Raw genomic sequence first — 16,997 nt, forward strand, 5'->3', positions numbered from 1 at the left:
AGATAGAATCGGAAACGGAGGAGAAGAGACATGAAAAAACTGATATATTTGGACAATGCGGCAACCACGAAGACAGCGCCGGAGGTAGTAGAGGCGATGCTTCCATACTTTACTGAAAAGTTTGGGAACCCTTCTAGTGTTTACAGTTTCGCATCCGGCAATAAGGAAGCCATCAGCGAGCAGCGGGATGTGATTGCCGGCGTGCTGGGGGCAAAAAGCAATGAGATTTATTTTACCGCAGGAGGCTCGGAGTCTGACAACTGGGCGCTGAAAGCCACCGCCGAGGCATATGGGGAGAAGGGAAACCATATCATTACGACAAAGATTGAACATCATGCAATCCTGCATACGGCAGAGTATCTGGAAAAGAGAGGATTTGAAGTCACATATCTGGATGTTGATGAGGACGGGAAAATCAGAACAGAGGATTTGGAGCGCGCCATCCGTCCTTCTACGATATTGATTTCTGTGATGTTTGCCAATAACGAGATCGGAACCATCCAGCCCATAAGGGAGATTGGAAAGATTGCCCATGACCATGGGATTCTCTTCCACACGGATGCGGTTCAGGCGTTCGGGCAGGTCCCAATCAATGTCGATGAATGCCATATCGACATGTTAAGCGCCAGCGGACATAAACTGAACGGGCCAAAGGGAATTGGTTTCCTATATATCCGTAAGGGCGTGAAGATCCGTTCTTTCGTCCACGGCGGGGCGCAGGAGCGGAAACGCCGGGCGGGTACGGAGAATGTCCCGGGAATCATAGGACTTGGGACAGCCGTAAAACGGGCCGCTGCTACAATGGAGGAACGGGCCGGGAAGGAAAAAAGCCTCAGGGATTATCTGATTGGGCGCGTGATGGAAGAGATACCTTACTGCCGGCTGAATGGCCATAAGACGGACAGGCTTCCCAATAATGCGAATTTCAGTTTTCAGTTCGTGGAGGGAGAGTCGCTGTTGATTATGCTGGACGGGAAAGGAATCTGCGGCTCCAGCGGTTCGGCGTGTACTTCCGGCTCCTTGGACCCGTCCCATGTGCTGTTGGCTATCGGGCTTCCCCATGAGATTGCCCATGGCTCCCTAAGGCTCACCCTGAGTGAGGAGACGACGAAAGAAGATATTGATTATGTGGTGGATTCCCTGAAGGAAATCGTGGGGACGCTTAGGAACATGTCGCCGTTATACGAAGATTTCTTAAAGAAAGGTAAGAATTGAGAGGGCAGCCGGTAAAAGAGAAGACAGAGCAGAAATCAGGAGGAAGATAGAATGTATACAGAAAAAGTAATGGATCATTTCCAGAATCCAAGAAATGTAGGTGAAATTGAAAATGCCAGCGGGGTCGGCACGGTGGGCAATGCAAAATGCGGAGACATCATGCGGATATATCTGGACATTGACGACGACCAGATCATAAAGGATGTAAAGTTCAAAACCTTTGGCTGCGGCGCTGCAGTGGCGACCAGCAGCATGGCAACCGAGTTGGTGAAAGGAAAGTCCGTATATGATGCGCTGCAGGTGACGAACAAGGCGGTGATGGAAGCGTTGGACGGGCTTCCGCCGGTCAAGGTACACTGTTCCCTCCTTGCAGAAGAGGCGATTCATGCCGCACTGTGGGATTATGCCCAAAAGCATGGAATTCAGATTGAAGGGTTAGAAAAGCCTAAGTCCGATATCCATGAAGGCGAGGAAGAAGAGGAAGAAGAATATTGATTGAAAAGAAGAAAGTAGTTGTGGGGATGTCCGGAGGAGTCGATTCCTCCGTGGCAGCCTGGCTCCTAAAGGAGCAGGGGTATGACGTGATTGGCGTCACCATGCAGATTTGGCAGGACGAGGACGAGGCTGTTCTTGAGGAGCAAGGCGGATGCTGCGGACTTGGCGCCGTGGAGGATGCCAGAAGGGTGGCGGCGTCCCTCGGAATCCCATATTATGTCATGAATTTTAAGCAGGAGTTTAAAAAAAATGTCATTGACTATTTCATAGATGCGTATCTGAACGGAAAAACGCCGAACCCCTGCATTGCCTGTAACCGCTATGTAAAGTGGGAGTCGCTTCTGAAAAGAAGCCTTGAAATCGGGGCGGATTACATTGCCACCGGACATTATGCAAGGATTGAACGCCTTCCGGGCGGAAGGTATACACTCCGTGCCGCTAAGACCGGGGCAAAGGATCAGACCTATGCGCTTTATAATCTGACACAGGAGCAGCTTGCCCATACATTAATGCCTGTAGGAGAGTATACGAAAGAAGAAATCCGCAGGATTGCAGGAGAGATTGGGCTTCGGGTGGCTGACAAGCCTGACAGCCAGGATATCTGTTTCGTACCGGATGGGGATTATGCGTCTTATATTGCAAACAATGTGGAAGAGGATGTACGGGATAGGATTGCCCCGGGTAATTTTGTGCTGTCTGACGGTACGGTCGTGGGACGGCATAAAGGGATTGTGCATTACACGGTGGGACAGCGCAAAGGTTTAGGGCTTTCATTCGGATACCCTTTGTTTGTATTGAAAATCCGCCCGGATACCAACGAGGTTGTGGTGGGAAGCAAGGAAGAATCCATGTCCTGTCAGGTAAGGGCGAATCGGGTAAATCTGATGTCAGCAGCAAAGCTTCCGGAGAAAAAGCGGGTCTTTGCAAAGATACGCTATAACCACAAGGGGGCATGGTGTACCGTGGAACATGCCGGGGCAGACGAGATTCTGTGTGTGTTTGAAGAACCCCAGCGCGCCATAACTCCCGGACAGGCATTAGTATTGTATGATGATGGGTATGTGCTGGGAGGCGGTACGATTCTTTCGTAAGTAAAGGTATTTCAGATAGTATTGCAAGGAGGGGTGAGAGATGTTATCAGATTGCCATATGCATACGGAATTTTCCCTGGATTCGGAAGCATGCCCGGAAGCCATGGTCGAGAGTGCGGCTGCAAAGGGACTGGATGCTGTGTGCATCACGGATCATGAAGACAAGGATTATATCAGTGAAGGAAATCAGTGGACCTTTGATGTGGAGCCGTATTTTACAAGGATAGGGGAAATACGGGATAGATACCGGGACAGGATAGCTGTGCGAATCGGCGTTGAGATGGGGCTGCAGCCCCATCTTGGTGCGTATTACCAAAACTATGTGAGGCAGAAGCCATTTGATTTCGTAATTGGCTCTGTCCATCTGATTGACGCCAAAGATCCTTATTACAAGGAATTTTTTGAAGGCAGAAGTGATGCAGACGCCTATGAGGAGACGTTTGCCGAGACATATGAAAATATTCGGAAGGTGGAGGATTTTGACGTACTGGGACATCTGGATTACGTCACGCGTTACGGGAAACATCAGGCAGAAGAGTATTCCTATGCCCGATTTGCGGATATCATCGACGAGATACTGCGGTATCTGATTGAGCACGGGAAAGGCATAGAATTGAATACTGCCGGTTTGAAATATGGCCTTCCTTACGCACATCCCCACAGGGATGTATTAAAGCGTTACCGGGAGCTTGGCGGGGAGATTCTTACCATTGGTTCAGATGCGCATAAGCCGGAGCATGTGGCATATGATTTTCAGAAAGTACCTGAACTATTAGAAAGCTGCGGTTTCCGGTATTATACGGAATTTATAGGACGTAAGCCAGTATTTAAGAATTTTTAAGTGAAAATATAACAAATACTATATTGTAAAAATATGCAACTTGTACAAAGTTGCATATTTTTTTGAATATCTATATTCAAAAATTGTAGCATTTGCTATAATAGAAAAAATATATATTATTTATAGAAATAGTATATATTAAAAATCCAAATTGAGGAGGATAATTTATGAAAAAGAAATTGGTTGCAGTCCTGCTGACAGCGTCGATGGCATTATCTCTTGCGGCCTGCGGCGGCAAAGGTGACGGGGGATCATCAGGAGGCTCGCAAGGAGGCTCTGGCAGTGGAGAGGCACAGGAGTTCAACACATTTCTTGCAACAGAGCCCTCCACCCTGGATACCATCAAGGGAAATGATATGTATGGATGGGATATCAACAAGAACACGCTGGAGCCGCTGACACGTCTGGTAGAGAAGGACGGAGAGCAGGAGCGTGAAGGAGCAGGGGCAGAGAGCTGGGAACCCAATGAGGACGGAACTGTCTGGACATTCAAAATCCGCGACAACAAGTGGTCTGACGGGGAGGATGTAACTGCGGCGGATTATGCTTACGGGATCACAAGGACGCTGGACCCGGAGGCGGGTTCACCGAACTCATTCTTTACGGCGCCATTTATTAAGAATGGGCAGAAGGTAGTGAACGGAGAACTGGGAGTAGAAGAACTCGGTGTAAAAGCCGTGGATGACAAGACATTAGAGATTACGCTGGAAGCTCCTACGCCATATTTTATGTCCATTACTGACACAAGGGCATGTTATCCGGTACGTCAGGACATTGCCGAGAAATATGGAGAGACATACGGCTCTGAGCTTGACTCTCTTGTGTTTAACGGGCCGTTCAAGGTTGATTCCTGGACACATAACTCTGAGATTACACTGGTGAAGAATGACCAGTATTGGGACAAGGATAATGTAAAGCTTGACAAGGTTAAGTTCTCGATTATTACAGATTCTAACGCAAGATATAATTCTTTCGAGAGCGGCGCGCTTGATAACATCTCCGTAGGAGAGCAGGAGTGGGTAGACCGTTTCAGCGCGAAGGAGAATGTGGAGCGTGTAGACACGAAGCAGCCTGCTATGCGTTTTGATTTCTTCAATGTTGAAGACGAACTGTTTGGCAACCTGAACATTCGGAAGGCATTTGCCCTTGCGGTTGACAGAGAAGACATGGCGAAGACGATTTATCAGGATCTGCATGTACCGGCATATTGGTGGGTTCCGGAAGGCATTTCTACCGGTGAGAACGGGGAGTACCGTGAGCAGGTAGAAGGACCTCTTGCCAAGATTGCAAAGGAAGAGGATGCAAAAGAGCTTCTGTTAAAAGGAATGGAAGAATTGGGACTTGGAAGCGACCCGTCAAAGATTACGGTGAAGTATTCTCTGAGCGCAACGACACAGTGGGCGCGTAACTATGGCGAATATGTACAGCAGAAATACAAAGACATTCTGGGCGTTAATATTGAGCTGGATTTCAATGAGTGGTCTACATTCCAGCAGAAGACCAACAGCGGCGATTTCCAGATGGCGAATATGGTATGGACCACAGACTATGACGATCCGATGTCTATGATTTCCTTGTTCACCACAGAGAATTCCGGCAATATCCCGACCAACTGGTCCAACGCGACGTTTGATGATTTGATTGCGCAGGCAAGCCGGGAGATGGACGAGAGCAAGAGAGTAGATTTATATGCACAGGCTGAGACGGTTCTTTTTGAAGAGGGATGTAATATCTGTCCGCTGGTAAATGAGAGGAAGATTGCGTTCCATTATGATTACGCAAAGAACTTGAATGAGCGCGAGACGACCACCACAGGGTTCAAGTATGTGTATATTGAAGGAAAATAGGTAATCAGCAGATACCGCCGTCTAAAGCCAGGCGGCGGTATCTTATGCGCAGGCCCATGCAGAGGAAATATGCCGCTTATGCGGCGTATGGGCCGCGGGTTGAGTAGGGAATCCCTACTCGATTAAAACGGGGACGGGGTACTTTCCATCCGGAACAGGCGGGAAGAAACCTCTGTTCCGGATGGAAAATCCCCTGTCCCCAGAGAGAAAGGAAGAGATTATATGGCAAAATTTATCGCAAAACGTGTCGGATATATGTTGCTTACGCTGTTCATCGTTATCACGGCAACCTTCTTTCTGATGCACAGCATCCCCGGAGACCCCCTTGCGCACATGGCAAGGAACCTTCCGGAGCAGACCAGGGCGAACTATTATGAGAAATACGGGCTGGACAAGTCCACGCCGGAACAGTATGTGATCTTCATGAAGAACCTGCTCACCAAGGGGGAGATGGGGGAATCCCTCCGGTATCCCGGGCGTGAGGTCACGGACACCCTGATGACCAATTCCTCCGTGTCGGCGAAGCCAGGCGGGCTGGCCCTCCTTGCGGGGCTTATCATCGGTATCCTCCTTGGGATTGTCGCCGCCCTCAATAAGAACAAATGGCCGGACTATATCGTGATGTTCATCGCGATTTTGGGTATCACGGTGCCCGTCTTCGTCCTGGCGTCGGTGCTCCAGTACATTTTCAGCGTCAAGCTGATGGTACTGCCCACCACCGGATGGGGGAGCTGGAAGAACATTGTCCTTCCGGTTGTCGTATTGAGTTTTGGCACCATTGCCACCTATGCCCGTTATGTGAAGTCTAACATGCTAGACGTGATGGGGCAGGACTACATCCTGACGGCGGAGGCGAAGGGCGTCAGCCGGTTCAACGTGGTGAAGCGGCATGTCTTAAAGAATGCGTTCCTTCCCTGTATGACCCTCCTGGTAGGGCAGGTGTCCGGGATCTTCACAGGCTCCTTCGTGGTGGAGAAGATCTTCGGCATTCCGGGTCTTGGTTTTTACTATATCAACTCAATCAATGATAGAGATTATACGATGATCATCGGGACAACGATCTTTGCGGCAGCGCTGTTCGTGTTCGTGCAGCTGGTGGTGGATATCGCCTACAGCCTGATGGACCCGAGAATCCGTGTGAAGTAGGAGGGAGAGCATATGACGGCAAATCATGTATCTGCAGGAAATGTGCCTGCGGAAAATATACCTGTGGAAAATATACCGGACGAGAAATTTAAAATCATCGGGATTGACAAGGATGCGGAAGCCCCGTCCAGGCCCCGGATCGGCTACTGGCGGGACGCATGGAGGAGGCTTAGGGAGAACAAGGTCGCGTTTGTTGCGCTGATTATCCTCCTGGTACTCATCTTCTTTATTATCTTTGGGCCTGCAATCAGCGGCTATGAATTTGAACAGATTGACTCGGACGCCATTAACAAGGGACCAAGCGCGGAGCATTGGTTCGGCACGGATGACCTGGGGAGGGACTTGTTTGCCCGTGTATGGCAGGCAGGGCGCGTGTCCATTATCATCGGTATCCTGGGCGCTGTGATTGCCAGCGTTGTGGGAAGTATTTACGGAGGAATCGCGGCATACTTTGGCGGAGCCGTGGATGATATCATGATGCGTATCGTGGAGGTGCTGTTAAGTATCCCGTACCTGATTATCGTCATCCTCATCTCCGTCATCACGGACAGCAAGAGCCTTGGGACCATGCTGGTAGCCCTGACGCTGACCGGCTGGTGCGGGATTGCAAGGCTGGTGCGGGGGCAGATGTTACAGCTCAAGTCCCAGGAGTATGTGCTTGCGGCAAATGCATTGGGGGTTGCGCCAATCAAGATTATTTTGAAGCATATGATACCGAATACCATCGGCATGATTATCGTAGCCATTACCTTTGACATCCCGGGATATATCTTTTCGGAGGCGTTCCTAAGCTATGTAGGGCTTGGAATCCAGCCGCCGTCCACCAGTTGGGGGGCGCTTGCGTCGGCGGCGCAGCAGAATTTCATGTTCTACCCGTACCAGCTTTTGTTCCCGGCGCTGATGATCGCCCTGACCATGTTGTCGTTCACCCTGCTTGGGGACGGGCTTAGGGATGCGCTGGACCCGAAATTACGTAAATAGGAGAGACGGATATGGAAAAAGAAAAAATATTAGAAGTTGACAACCTGAATGTTTCCTTCAATACATATGCCGGGGAGGTAAAGGCGGTAAGGGGCGTCAGTTTTGAGTTGAGCAAGGGGGAGACCCTTGCGTTCGTAGGGGAGTCGGGCTGCGGGAAGACGGTGACGGCGAAGTCCATCCTGCGCCTGTTAAAGCCTCCGTTTGCGGTGATTAAGCCGGAGTCCAGGATTGTCTGTAACGGGAAGGACGTATTGAAGATGGGGGAGAAGGAGCTGTGCGAGTTCCGGGGGGATGAAGTGGGTATGATCTTCCAGGACCCTATGACCTCCTTAAACCCGACCATGACCGTTGGGAAACAGATCATGGAGAGCCTGATGATCCATAAGAAGCTCAACAAGAATGCGGCGAGGGAGGAAGCCATCAACATGCTGAAGATGGTAAATATCCCAAGCCCGGAGAAACGGATTGACAACTATCCCCATGAGATGTCCGGGGGGATGCGCCAGAGGGTGATGATTGCCATTGCGCTGGCATGTAATCCCAACGTACTGATTGCGGACGAGCCGACTACGGCGCTGGATGTAACCATCCAGGCCCAGATCATGGACTTGATGATGGAGCTGAAGACGAAGATGAACACGGCGATCATCCTTGTAACCCATGACTTAGGGGTAGTGGCGAATTTTGCGGACCGTATCCAGGTGATGTACGCAGGCGAGGTGGTAGAGAGAGGGACGACGAAGGAGATCTTCAATGAAAGCAGGCATCCCTATACCTGGGCGCTGCTTCGTTCTGTGCCAAGGCTTGGGAGTGAGTCGAAGAAGGAACTGTATGCATTGGGCGGAACGCCGCCGGATCTTTTGCTGCCCCTGAACCATTGTCCGTTTGCAGACCGGTGTGAGTACTGTATGCCTATCTGTAAAGAGTGTAAGCCTAAGGAGACGGTGCTAAGCGACACCCATAAGGTGTCCTGCTGGCTGATGCATGAGAAGGCTCCTAAGGTAGAGTCGTTTTATGACAGGAGGGAGAAGTAATGGGCGAGTATATCGTAGAGGCGAAGAATCTGTGCAAATATTTTAAGGCAGGGAAGAACCAGACCCTAAAGGCAGTGGACGGCGTGAACATCCGGCTTGAGAAGGGGGAGACATTGGGGCTTGTAGGGGAGTCGGGCTGCGGGAAGACGACCTGCGGGCGTACGCTAGTGAAGCTCTATGACGCCACCAGCGGGACGGTATTGTTCGAGGGGAAGGACGTGTCGAAGCTCAAGGGGAAGGAGCTTTTGGGCTTCCGCAAAGACGCGCAGATTATCTTCCAGGACCCGTATGCATCCTTAGACCCGCGTATGACCATCGGTGAGATTATTACGGAGGGGATGAACGTGCATTTCCACCTGTCGGAGAAGGAGAAAGAGGAGAGGGTGAATGACCTGCTGCACAAGGTGGGGCTGAATGCGGAGTACGCGAACCGGTTTGCCCACGAGCTGTCCGGCGGGCAGAGGCAGCGGGTGGGGATCGCCCGCGCGCTTGCGGTGGAGCCTAAGTTCATCGTGTGCGACGAGCCGATTTCGGCGCTGGACGTGTCGATCCAGGCGCAGATTGTGAACCTGTTGATTCAGCTGCAGAGGGAGATGGGGCTGACGTACCTGTTCATCTCCCATGACCTGTCGATGGTGAAGCATATCTCGGACCGGGTGGGAGTGATGTACTTAGGCTCCATGGTGGAGCTGGCCAGCAACCATGTGCTGTATGACAAGCCCATTCATCCGTATACCCAGGCGCTGATTTCAGCGATTCCGGAGGCAGACCCGGATGAGGAGGAAGGGAAGGCAAGGGTCCACCTGGAAGGGGAGGTGCCAAGCCCCATCAATCCGCCGCCGGGATGCCGGTTCAAGGGGAGGTGCAAGTATGCGAGGGACATCTGCGACAAGGAGATGCCAGAGCTAAAGGAGGCAGAGCCGGGGCATTTCGTGGCCTGCCATATGTGCGGGAAGGAAGAGTGGTAGGAGATCTTCCCGGAGTGTATGTCACGGAAGTAAAGTGGCAGAACGCACAATAAAGCAAATGTGTTTTCAATCGTATGGAATATAAAACAGACGAAAGGGGTGTCGGAAATGATGTTTTCCGACACCCTCATTTTCAGAAAATCTTTATACAGTTTCAAGGGTTTATTCAAAATTTGAAGCCATCTTTTCCGTGGCATTCTCGTACCGTTTCGCCGCCGGCAGATAGTTCTCAGACAAAATATTAATCATTTGATGTCATTTTCCATCGGCTTTAATCTTGCGTTCAACTTTGTATCCAGCAATTGAGAGATTGCTAATAAATCTTCATTCGTCAGTGCCATCTGATCACCCCTTCTGTAAATGCAGCGTTGTCCTGATAAGACGTATTATACCACCCACGGGATTGAAAGTCTATTTATTTTTCCAGCATCCAGACCCGCATATCCCCATTACTGCGGTTGCCCCAGGCAAAATAAGGAACCGCCGTCAGTGTCACAGCTTCGGCATTCGGACGTTCTTCAAAGTACAATTCCCCTGAGCCATGCATCCGCACCCCATCTAATTTCAGAAGGGGCATCCCCTTTAAAAGCCCTTCTTCACACACTTCTGTGCGGATAGCCGCATCCGCAGGAATACGCAGAGCAGATAATTCGCTTCCATTGTCTATACTCTCAAAACAATAAACAAAAGGCCCGCGCATCAGACACACGCATCCGGCATTTGCCCGGACTGCCGTATTGGCGTAGATTCGCCGGACTGGAAGGTCGAAGGCCAGGCGAACCTTATCGCCGGTTTCCCATGTCCTGCTCAGGTAAAAATATCCGTTTTTCATCCCGCCATCCACATTCATTTCCCTGCCGTTCAGCGTAATCCTTACATTTTTCGCATAAGCAGGAATCCGGATTGCAAATGCAAATGTTTCCTTTCCCTCCCTTGGGGCAATCTGATACGTCACATCCCCTTCGTAGGGAAACATGCTTTTTACCGTTACCGTACCATGGCCAAGAGATGCCTCCCCGCCCAAATAGAGATGGGAGTAAACGGTATCGGCATCTTCGCCCCATCCATAACCGCCAAGAGACATGAGAAGCCGCACCACGTTCGGAGGGCAACAGGCGCAGGCGTACCATTCTGGCCTTGGAACCACAACATGCCGGTATCCGTAAAGTTTTCCGGAAACGCCTTGGTTCACCTCCAGGGGATTCACATAGAAGAAACGTTTCCCGTCCATCTGCATTCCGCTGATAATCCCATTATACAGCGCACGTTCCATCACATCCCCATACTTCCGGTCCACCGAAAGATTCAGCATCCTCCTTGCGAAAAATACAAGCCCGATGGCAGCGCAAGTCTCCGCGTAGACAGAATCATTGGGAAGGTCATAGTCAATGGTAAAGGCTTCGCCGTCCACGGTAGAGCCAATCCCGCCGGTCACATACATCCGCTTTCTCGTAATATTATCCCAAAGCCGTTCACACGCCTCGGTTAGCGCCTTCTCCTTCGTAACGGCGGCAATATCAGCCATCGCCGTATACATATAAACCGCCCGGACACTGTGGCCTTCTGCAGTTTCCTGTTCCCTGACCGGAAGGAAGCTCTGGTTGTATTTCGTATCCAGCGGATCCATGTCAAAATGCTTCCATCCCCTTTGCTCGGCTTCTTTTTTGAAGAAATCCGGGTCCTTGCCCCTCTCGTCGATAAAGTACTGGGCCAGTTCCCGGTATTTTTCCTTTCCTGTCGTATGGTACAGGCGCATCAGTCCAATTTCGATCTCCTGATGCCCGGGGATGCCTGAGCGTTTGCCTGGTCCGAACAAACTGCCGATATGATCCGCAAGACGTTCCACCACATCGAGAAGCGTCCGTTTCCCAGTGGCTTCGTAGTAAGCTGCGCCAGCCTCCATCATATGCCCGGCGCAGTACAGTTCATGGCACTCCTGCAAGTTCTGCCACTTATGCTCAGGTTCCTTGATGATGAAATAGGTATCCAGATACCCGTCCGGCTGCTGTGCTTTTGCAATGCTTTCGATAACCTTGTCCGCCCGGGCTTCCAGAGCCGAGTCTGCCTCCACGCATAGGGCATAGGCCACCCCTTCCAGCCATTTTGCCGCATCGCTGTCTTGAAAGACCATCCCGTAGAACTCGCCTTCCTCCATTTTAGCGGCAATCCGGAAATTGGTAAGGGCATGGCTCTTCTCAACGTCCGGAATCTCGTCGTTTAGGATTTTCTCCTGATAAGGGATTACTACGTCTTTGATTAATTTCTGGCGTTCGCTCCAGAACCGGTCTTTTATTGTCTGTATAATGGGGTTAAAACCCTCGCCTTAAGGCGAAACCTTTAGGTCAACCCCATAACCTCAAGTTTAGAAAAAAGTAAAAATAGAAATACTAAACGTGAGGTGAAGAATATGGAGAATTATAGAAAATCGTCACATTGCACGTATGATATTAAGTACCATCTGGTTTGGATAACAAAATATAGAAAACCGGTGATAACAGGAAAGATAGCGGTACGGACAAGAGAATTAATCCGAATCATATGCGAAAAGAACGAGGTAGAAATCCTGGCAGGGCATGTAGGAAGTGATCACATCCATATGCTGGTATCAGCACCGCCGCATCTATCAGCAAGTAAGCTGGTACAATATATTAAGGGAACAACATCCCGAAAATTGCAGATGGAATACAAAGAATTGAACAAGCAATTCTGGGGACGGCATTTGTGGGCAAGAGGATACTTTGTGGCAAGTAGTGGAAATGTAACAGATGAAATTATCAAAGAGTATATTAAAAATCAAGATTTACAAGAGAAATTAAAAACAGACAACTTTGAAATAAGTTAAAGATAAAAGGAATAACAAAGAGCAGAGACAACTTTAGGCTGCTTTAGCAGCACACCGAACCTACCGGCTTTAGCCGGTAGTGGTTCAGTTTGATGTCCTTTAAGTCAATTTTTCTTTCCATTATGTTCCTCCAACAAATAAAATGATAGAAATTAAGTAAGATTTATCTTAAAATAGGTATGGTACGGTTGGTTATGCGCCGCATAAGACGGAATGAATTCCAAATCGTCATACCAAAGCGTGGGCGTTTTATCCCAGTGGATTTCAAACGCATCTTCCAAAGCAGCGGGAAGGTTCAGTGTGATCCAGTCGGTTCTTCGGCTCAGGGCAGTCATGACGAGAGGCCCGTACATCAGGCTTGCGGCAGGGTATCCTTCGTATGCGTCATTGGTATAACACAGATGAAGGGCAAAGGGAGTGGAGACGGTAATAAAGTCCCCATCGGCAAATGTCCGGTGAATCATATAATATCCGCTGTCACCCGACGGTTCTGGCAGCGTCCCAATCCGGTCAGAGACCCGGAACGTCTGTCGGCACCAGTAAGGAATCCGGATTTTCAGGTTCAGGGAAACCGTCCTGCCCGCCGTCTTTGTATGTACCGTCAGCCGGAAACACTGGGAAGGGAAGTCTCCTTCAAGGGACAGGGTCACGCCTTTTTCCTCCCAGCAGTAGACAGACGGGAGGAAGAGGTTTAAGTACAGGCTTCCGTCATCCCCGTGGTGGTAAATGTGCTCCGTATACCGCACATGGTTCTCCATGCCGGTTCCGTGGCAGCAAGTGAAGTCGTCATAGTCGTTGCTGTATTCCTTCTGTGCGCCGGGGCCTATGGGAAGCATATAGGTGACGCCGTGAAGCGCTCCTTCTTTTGCGTCTGGGTTCTGGCTTGCGGCGATATGGTTTAGCAAGGCACGTTCGTAATAGTCCATATAAGGGCTGTGATCCGGGGCATACTGGTACAGCATCCCGGTCAGTTTCAGCATATTATATGTGGCGCAGGTCTCGCAGTTGCGCCCGCCCTCGATGTGGTTGGCAAGGATGTCGGCATCCCGGAAATTCTCGCCCCTGCCCACGCCGCCGATGGAATACATGTACCGGTTGATCGTAAGTTCCCAGAAATTCTTCGCCAGGTGGTAATAGCGGTAATCGCCGGCAGCGCGGAACACTTCCATTGCCCCGATAATCTGTGGGATGTGCTGGTTGGCGTGGATTCCGCTTAAAGGGTCGCGCCCATGTATCAGCCCGTCGAACAGGACAGGGTTGTCGAACATCCTGGCGGCTTCCAGATAGTCTTTGTTGCCCGTGGCTTCATACAAGGCAGCAAGGGATTCATTTATCCCGCCATACTCCCCTGCGATGTACAGTTTCCACATGGCTGCGCGCTGTTCCCTGTCTGTTGCCAAAAGACGGCGGTAGACCCAGTTTCCGATGCCACAGGCGCAGGACAGGGCGTCATCGCTCTCAAGCAGACGGTGGCAGTCTAAAAGCCCTGCAAGGATTTTATGGAGCGTATAATAAGGCGCCCAGATGGTGGCATAAGGCGTAAACTCCTCCAGAAGCGCAAACTGGTCGGGAGAGTAGGCGCTCAGGAAACCTTCGCCCCAAGTATCCGGCTTGCGGCTCCAAAGTGACTGTACCGCGTTTCCCGGGGTGCATTCCGTCCGGAAATCTGCAGGTTCCCCGTGGGAAGCCTGTTGGAGCTTCCGAAGCTCGGTAATGATATAATCTGCCTTTTGGTGAAAACGCTTGTCCCCGGTGGAGGCAAATGCATGGGCAAGGGCAGACAGAAAGTGTCCGGTGGAATGCCCGCGCAATAACCCGGAGGGTTCCTCCCAGCCGCCCGGCGGCGGCGCCCCGTTGGTGTCGAATCCGAACGCCTTTCGGAAATTATAGAGCATCCGGTCGGCGTTAAGGAACAGCAGATAGCGAATACAGCGTTCCTGATTGGTGTTAGAATATAATTAGTACAAGTTAGACATGGAAAATTCCCAACAGGAAAGTATAATAGAACAGATGGAGGAATGAACATGGCTACACAATATACAGAAGAATTTAAGAATGATGCAGTAAGGTATTGGAAGGAACATCCAGAGCTTGGGATTGCTAAGTGTGCAAAGAATCTGGGGATTAGTAAGACAGCTCTTTCTAACTGGAGAAAGATATATGATGCAAATGAGGGGACAGTCCCAACCAGAGGAAGGGGGAATTTTGAGAGTGATGATGCAAAGGAACTTGCACGCCTGCGTAAAGAGCTACGTGATACACAAGATGCTTTAGATATCTTAAAAAAAGCAATCGGCATACTGGGAAAATGACAGAGGCTCTCTTCCTGGAGACTGCCCGGTATGAAGAGCAGCTTCTGGAAGAGGGGAAACGCCGGCCGAATGTCTCTGGTGTGCTGAGGATCTTAGGTGTTTCAAGAAGCGGATACCTTGCATGGAAAAACCGCCTCCCTTCCACCCGGGAGAAGAGAAAGGAGCAGATAAAAGAGAGGATCGTTGAGATTTATCAGGAATCCCATCAGAATTATGGAGCCCCCAAAATAGCAGAATGTCTGCGCAGGGAAGGAGAAAAAATAGCAGACAAAACAGTGGGGAATTATATGAGGGAATTGGGGATCAAAGCACAGTACGTGAAACCTTATACCGTTACAACAATCGAACCGGATCTAAGCAGTAGGCTGAGAAATATTCTGAAAGAAAAATTTAATCCGGAAGAACCGGATGCAGTCTGGTGTTCGGATATCACTTATATCTGGACTTACGAGGGCTTTGTATACTTAACGAGTATTATGGATCTGTACTCGAGAAAGATCATCTCATGGGTATTAAGTAATACATTAGAAGCAAAACATGTCGTAAAAGCGGTAGAAAAGGCAAAAAGAAGGAGGAATGTGGAGAAACCCTTAATTCTGCATACAGACCGGGGGATCCAGTATGTGTGCAGGGAGTATGTAGAGGCAACCATTGGAATGAAGAGAAGTTATTCGAAAAAAGCGTATCCATGGGATAATGCCTGTATTGAATCCTTTCATGCATTGATCAAAAGAGAATGGCTGAATCGATTTAAAATAAAAAATTATGAACATGCCTATAAATTGGTATTTGAATACATAGAGACATTTTATAATACGGTAAGAATCCACAGTCATTGTGGATATCTATCACCAAATGAATACGAGAATGTGTATGAACAGAAATTGAATAAGATGGAAAGATTGGCTGGATAAAAAATGGAAGGTTGTAAGAAAAGTTCACTTTTAACTTGTACTTTTTCTTGACATAGTACCACTGCATTTCCATAGGAAGAAATCAGTGTCATGCACAATTTTTCCGGCGCATCTGCCGGCTTTTTCAGGAGATGCCCTTGATTGTCCATCCACTTTGGACGGCTGCTTGACCAGTGGAAGGAAGAGCCGTCATTTCCGGTAAGCGGAAGGACCAAATCTTCCGTGACATGTCCCGGAAATGGAAGGACCACGCTTTGGGCATCCCTGCGGGCAATTACGGAATCCTCCGGCATAGGTTGGATTTGGCACTGGAAGACTTGCACCATCCGGCAGTCTCCAAAGGAGAGCGCAGCCTCCAAAGCGCCGACGAGGCATTCCCTCCCAGCCGCCGGACGGGTGAATTCACCGCTGTCTGAGATGATATCGGGAGTCAGGCTCTTCCAAGTAACCGTTGTGCCTGTCTGTCCGGCTGACGGGAGGGAAATCGGTTTCTCCAGCGGTTTTGCAAATAAGCCGGCAAGGCGTCCGGCGTCCAGCGCAAGACGCATTTGGGGAGTTATCCGGAACAGGGACGATATCTCGTGGGCCTCCAAAGTCCGGGAGAAAATCCGGATATCGGTAATCGCAGCCGCGATAGGGGCAGGGGCGAAAGACCCGAATCCAAAATAGCAGTCGCTACAATGGTCAAGGGCCTTGGCCCCCATCCGGGGATGTTCAAACGAGCCGCAGGTTTTCCCGTCAACGGAAAGCGTGATATTGGAAGGCGTCCCGGCGGAAAATGAGACGGCAATATGGAGCCACTGGCAGGACGGGACCGGAAACCATGGTTCAAGGCATCGCTCTTGGCTGCGCCCGCCTCCCGTCGCGCAAGGCGATAGAAGGATTTCTTCCGGATTGTCCGGGTTTGGCATGGCAGAAAGATAGAAACAATAATCCCTGCCAAAGGAAAAAACAGTTCCGAAGCCGGATAAGGGAGAAAGCTTTGCGTAGAAACTAACGGTGAAACCCTCTTTTGTATTCAGGATTCCATCCGGAAGCTGCAGGAAACCGCCGTTTGCCCCGCCTGAGAGTAAGAGCGCCGGGAGGGTCTGTCCGAATACAGAGTCCGTCCCCATATCCGCCCCGCCCCGGTCGCAGCCCCTGATTACGCCGGCATATCCGTTCCCCGTAAGGTCGGGGACGATGGTGCTGCTGACTTCAAAGAAATCATAGCGGGCAAGTTCATTTCTGATTGTAGCCATAATTAAGAAAACCTCCTGTGTATCTTTTCATATAGTTTAGCAAAATTTACGTAAATCTGCAAAATACTAT

15 protein-coding genes and 1 pseudogene are annotated in these 16,997 nt (G+C 50.0%); 12 read left to right on the forward strand and 4 right to left on the reverse strand.

What is annotated here, in order from left to right:
- Window positions 1–30: 30 nt before the first annotated feature.
- From nifS to AC6I3O_RS12540, 9 genes are all read left to right on the forward strand, one after another.
- Window positions 31–1,215, forward strand: a complete 1,185-nt coding sequence (nifS, locus tag AC6I3O_RS12500) for a cysteine desulfurase NifS (protein WP_497851171.1) — start codon at window positions 31–33, stop codon at window positions 1,213–1,215.
- A gap of 51 nt (window positions 1,216–1,266) precedes the next feature.
- Window positions 1,267–1,710 (forward strand): Fe-S cluster assembly scaffold protein NifU, encoded by a 444-nt coding sequence (gene nifU / locus AC6I3O_RS12505; RefSeq protein ID WP_497851172.1) that lies wholly within the window; start codon window positions 1,267–1,269, stop codon window positions 1,708–1,710.
- Window positions 1,710–2,801, forward strand: coding sequence for a tRNA 2-thiouridine(34) synthase MnmA (gene mnmA / locus AC6I3O_RS12510; RefSeq protein WP_497853460.1), 1,092 nt, complete (start codon window positions 1,710–1,712; stop codon window positions 2,799–2,801). The genes nifU and mnmA overlap by 1 nt, the downstream gene beginning before the upstream one ends.
- Before the next feature lie 40 nt (window positions 2,802–2,841).
- Entirely contained in the window at window positions 2,842–3,642 is an 801-nt protein-coding gene (locus AC6I3O_RS12515; RefSeq protein WP_497851173.1) for a histidinol-phosphatase HisJ family protein, read from the forward strand.
- Window positions 3,643–3,809: 167 nt separating this feature from the next.
- On the forward strand, window positions 3,810–5,489 hold the full coding sequence (locus tag AC6I3O_RS12520) for a peptide ABC transporter substrate-binding protein (RefSeq protein ID WP_497851174.1): 1,680 nt from the start codon (window positions 3,810–3,812) through the stop codon (window positions 5,487–5,489).
- 222 nt (window positions 5,490–5,711) lie between these two features.
- Entirely contained in the window at window positions 5,712–6,635 is a 924-nt protein-coding gene (locus AC6I3O_RS12525; RefSeq protein WP_497851175.1) for an ABC transporter permease, read from the forward strand.
- Between the two features lie 12 nt (window positions 6,636–6,647).
- Window positions 6,648–7,616: an ABC transporter permease gene (locus AC6I3O_RS12530; protein WP_497851176.1), complete on the forward strand. Its 969-nt coding sequence runs from the start codon at window positions 6,648–6,650 to the stop codon at window positions 7,614–7,616.
- Window positions 7,617–7,627: 11 nt separating this feature from the next.
- A complete protein-coding gene (locus tag AC6I3O_RS12535) occupies window positions 7,628–8,650 on the forward strand; it encodes an ABC transporter ATP-binding protein (RefSeq protein ID WP_497851177.1) in 1,023 nt (340 codons plus the stop codon).
- The gene (locus AC6I3O_RS12540) at window positions 8,650–9,618 is read left to right on the forward strand and encodes an ABC transporter ATP-binding protein (RefSeq protein ID WP_497851178.1); all 969 of its coding nucleotides are present in this window, start codon (window positions 8,650–8,652) and stop codon (window positions 9,616–9,618) included. The genes AC6I3O_RS12535 and AC6I3O_RS12540 overlap by 1 nt, the downstream gene beginning before the upstream one ends.
- Window positions 9,619–10,033: 415 nt before the next feature.
- Here AC6I3O_RS12540 and AC6I3O_RS12545 read toward each other — a convergent pair whose 3' ends face one another.
- Window positions 10,034–11,923 carry a glycoside hydrolase family 127 protein gene (locus tag AC6I3O_RS12545; RefSeq protein WP_497853461.1) on the reverse strand — a complete coding sequence of 630 codons (1,890 nt, stop codon included), beginning with the start codon at window positions 11,921–11,923 and terminating at the stop codon, window positions 10,034–10,036.
- A 102-nt stretch (window positions 11,924–12,025) separates the two neighbouring features.
- Between AC6I3O_RS12545 and tnpA the strand changes: the two genes are divergently transcribed.
- Window positions 12,026–12,460 (forward strand): IS200/IS605 family transposase, encoded by a 435-nt coding sequence (gene tnpA / locus AC6I3O_RS12550; RefSeq protein WP_300512659.1) that lies wholly within the window; start codon window positions 12,026–12,028, stop codon window positions 12,458–12,460.
- A gap of 152 nt (window positions 12,461–12,612) precedes the next feature.
- Here tnpA and AC6I3O_RS12555 read toward each other — a convergent pair whose 3' ends face one another.
- Window positions 12,613–13,218: a hypothetical protein gene (locus AC6I3O_RS12555; protein WP_497853462.1), complete on the reverse strand. Its 606-nt coding sequence runs from the start codon at window positions 13,216–13,218 to the stop codon at window positions 12,613–12,615.
- Window positions 13,207–14,394: pseudogene (locus AC6I3O_RS12560) on the reverse strand (beta-L-arabinofuranosidase domain-containing protein); the annotation flags it as partial. The pseudogene AC6I3O_RS12560 and the gene AC6I3O_RS12555, both read right to left, overlap by 12 nt.
- Window positions 14,395–14,484: 90 nt before the next feature.
- Between AC6I3O_RS12560 and AC6I3O_RS12565 the strand changes: the two are divergent.
- Both AC6I3O_RS12565 and AC6I3O_RS12570 read left to right on the forward strand, forming a co-directional pair.
- Complete coding sequence (locus AC6I3O_RS12565; protein WP_016220920.1) at window positions 14,485–14,772, forward strand: transposase; 288 nt, start codon at window positions 14,485–14,487, stop codon at window positions 14,770–14,772.
- Window positions 14,769–15,686, forward strand: coding sequence for an IS3 family transposase (locus tag AC6I3O_RS12570; protein WP_016220921.1), 918 nt, complete (start codon window positions 14,769–14,771; stop codon window positions 15,684–15,686). The genes AC6I3O_RS12565 and AC6I3O_RS12570 overlap by 4 nt, the downstream gene beginning before the upstream one ends.
- Here the strand turns inward: AC6I3O_RS12570 and AC6I3O_RS12575 are convergent.
- Window positions 15,605–16,927 (reverse strand): immunoglobulin-like domain-containing protein, encoded by a 1,323-nt coding sequence (locus AC6I3O_RS12575; RefSeq protein ID WP_497851179.1) that lies wholly within the window; start codon window positions 16,925–16,927, stop codon window positions 15,605–15,607. The genes AC6I3O_RS12570 and AC6I3O_RS12575 overlap by 82 nt on opposite strands.
- Between the last annotated feature and the right edge of the window lie 70 nt (window positions 16,928–16,997).

It is taken from the genome of Sporofaciens sp. St.21A7, assembly GCF_059728535.1.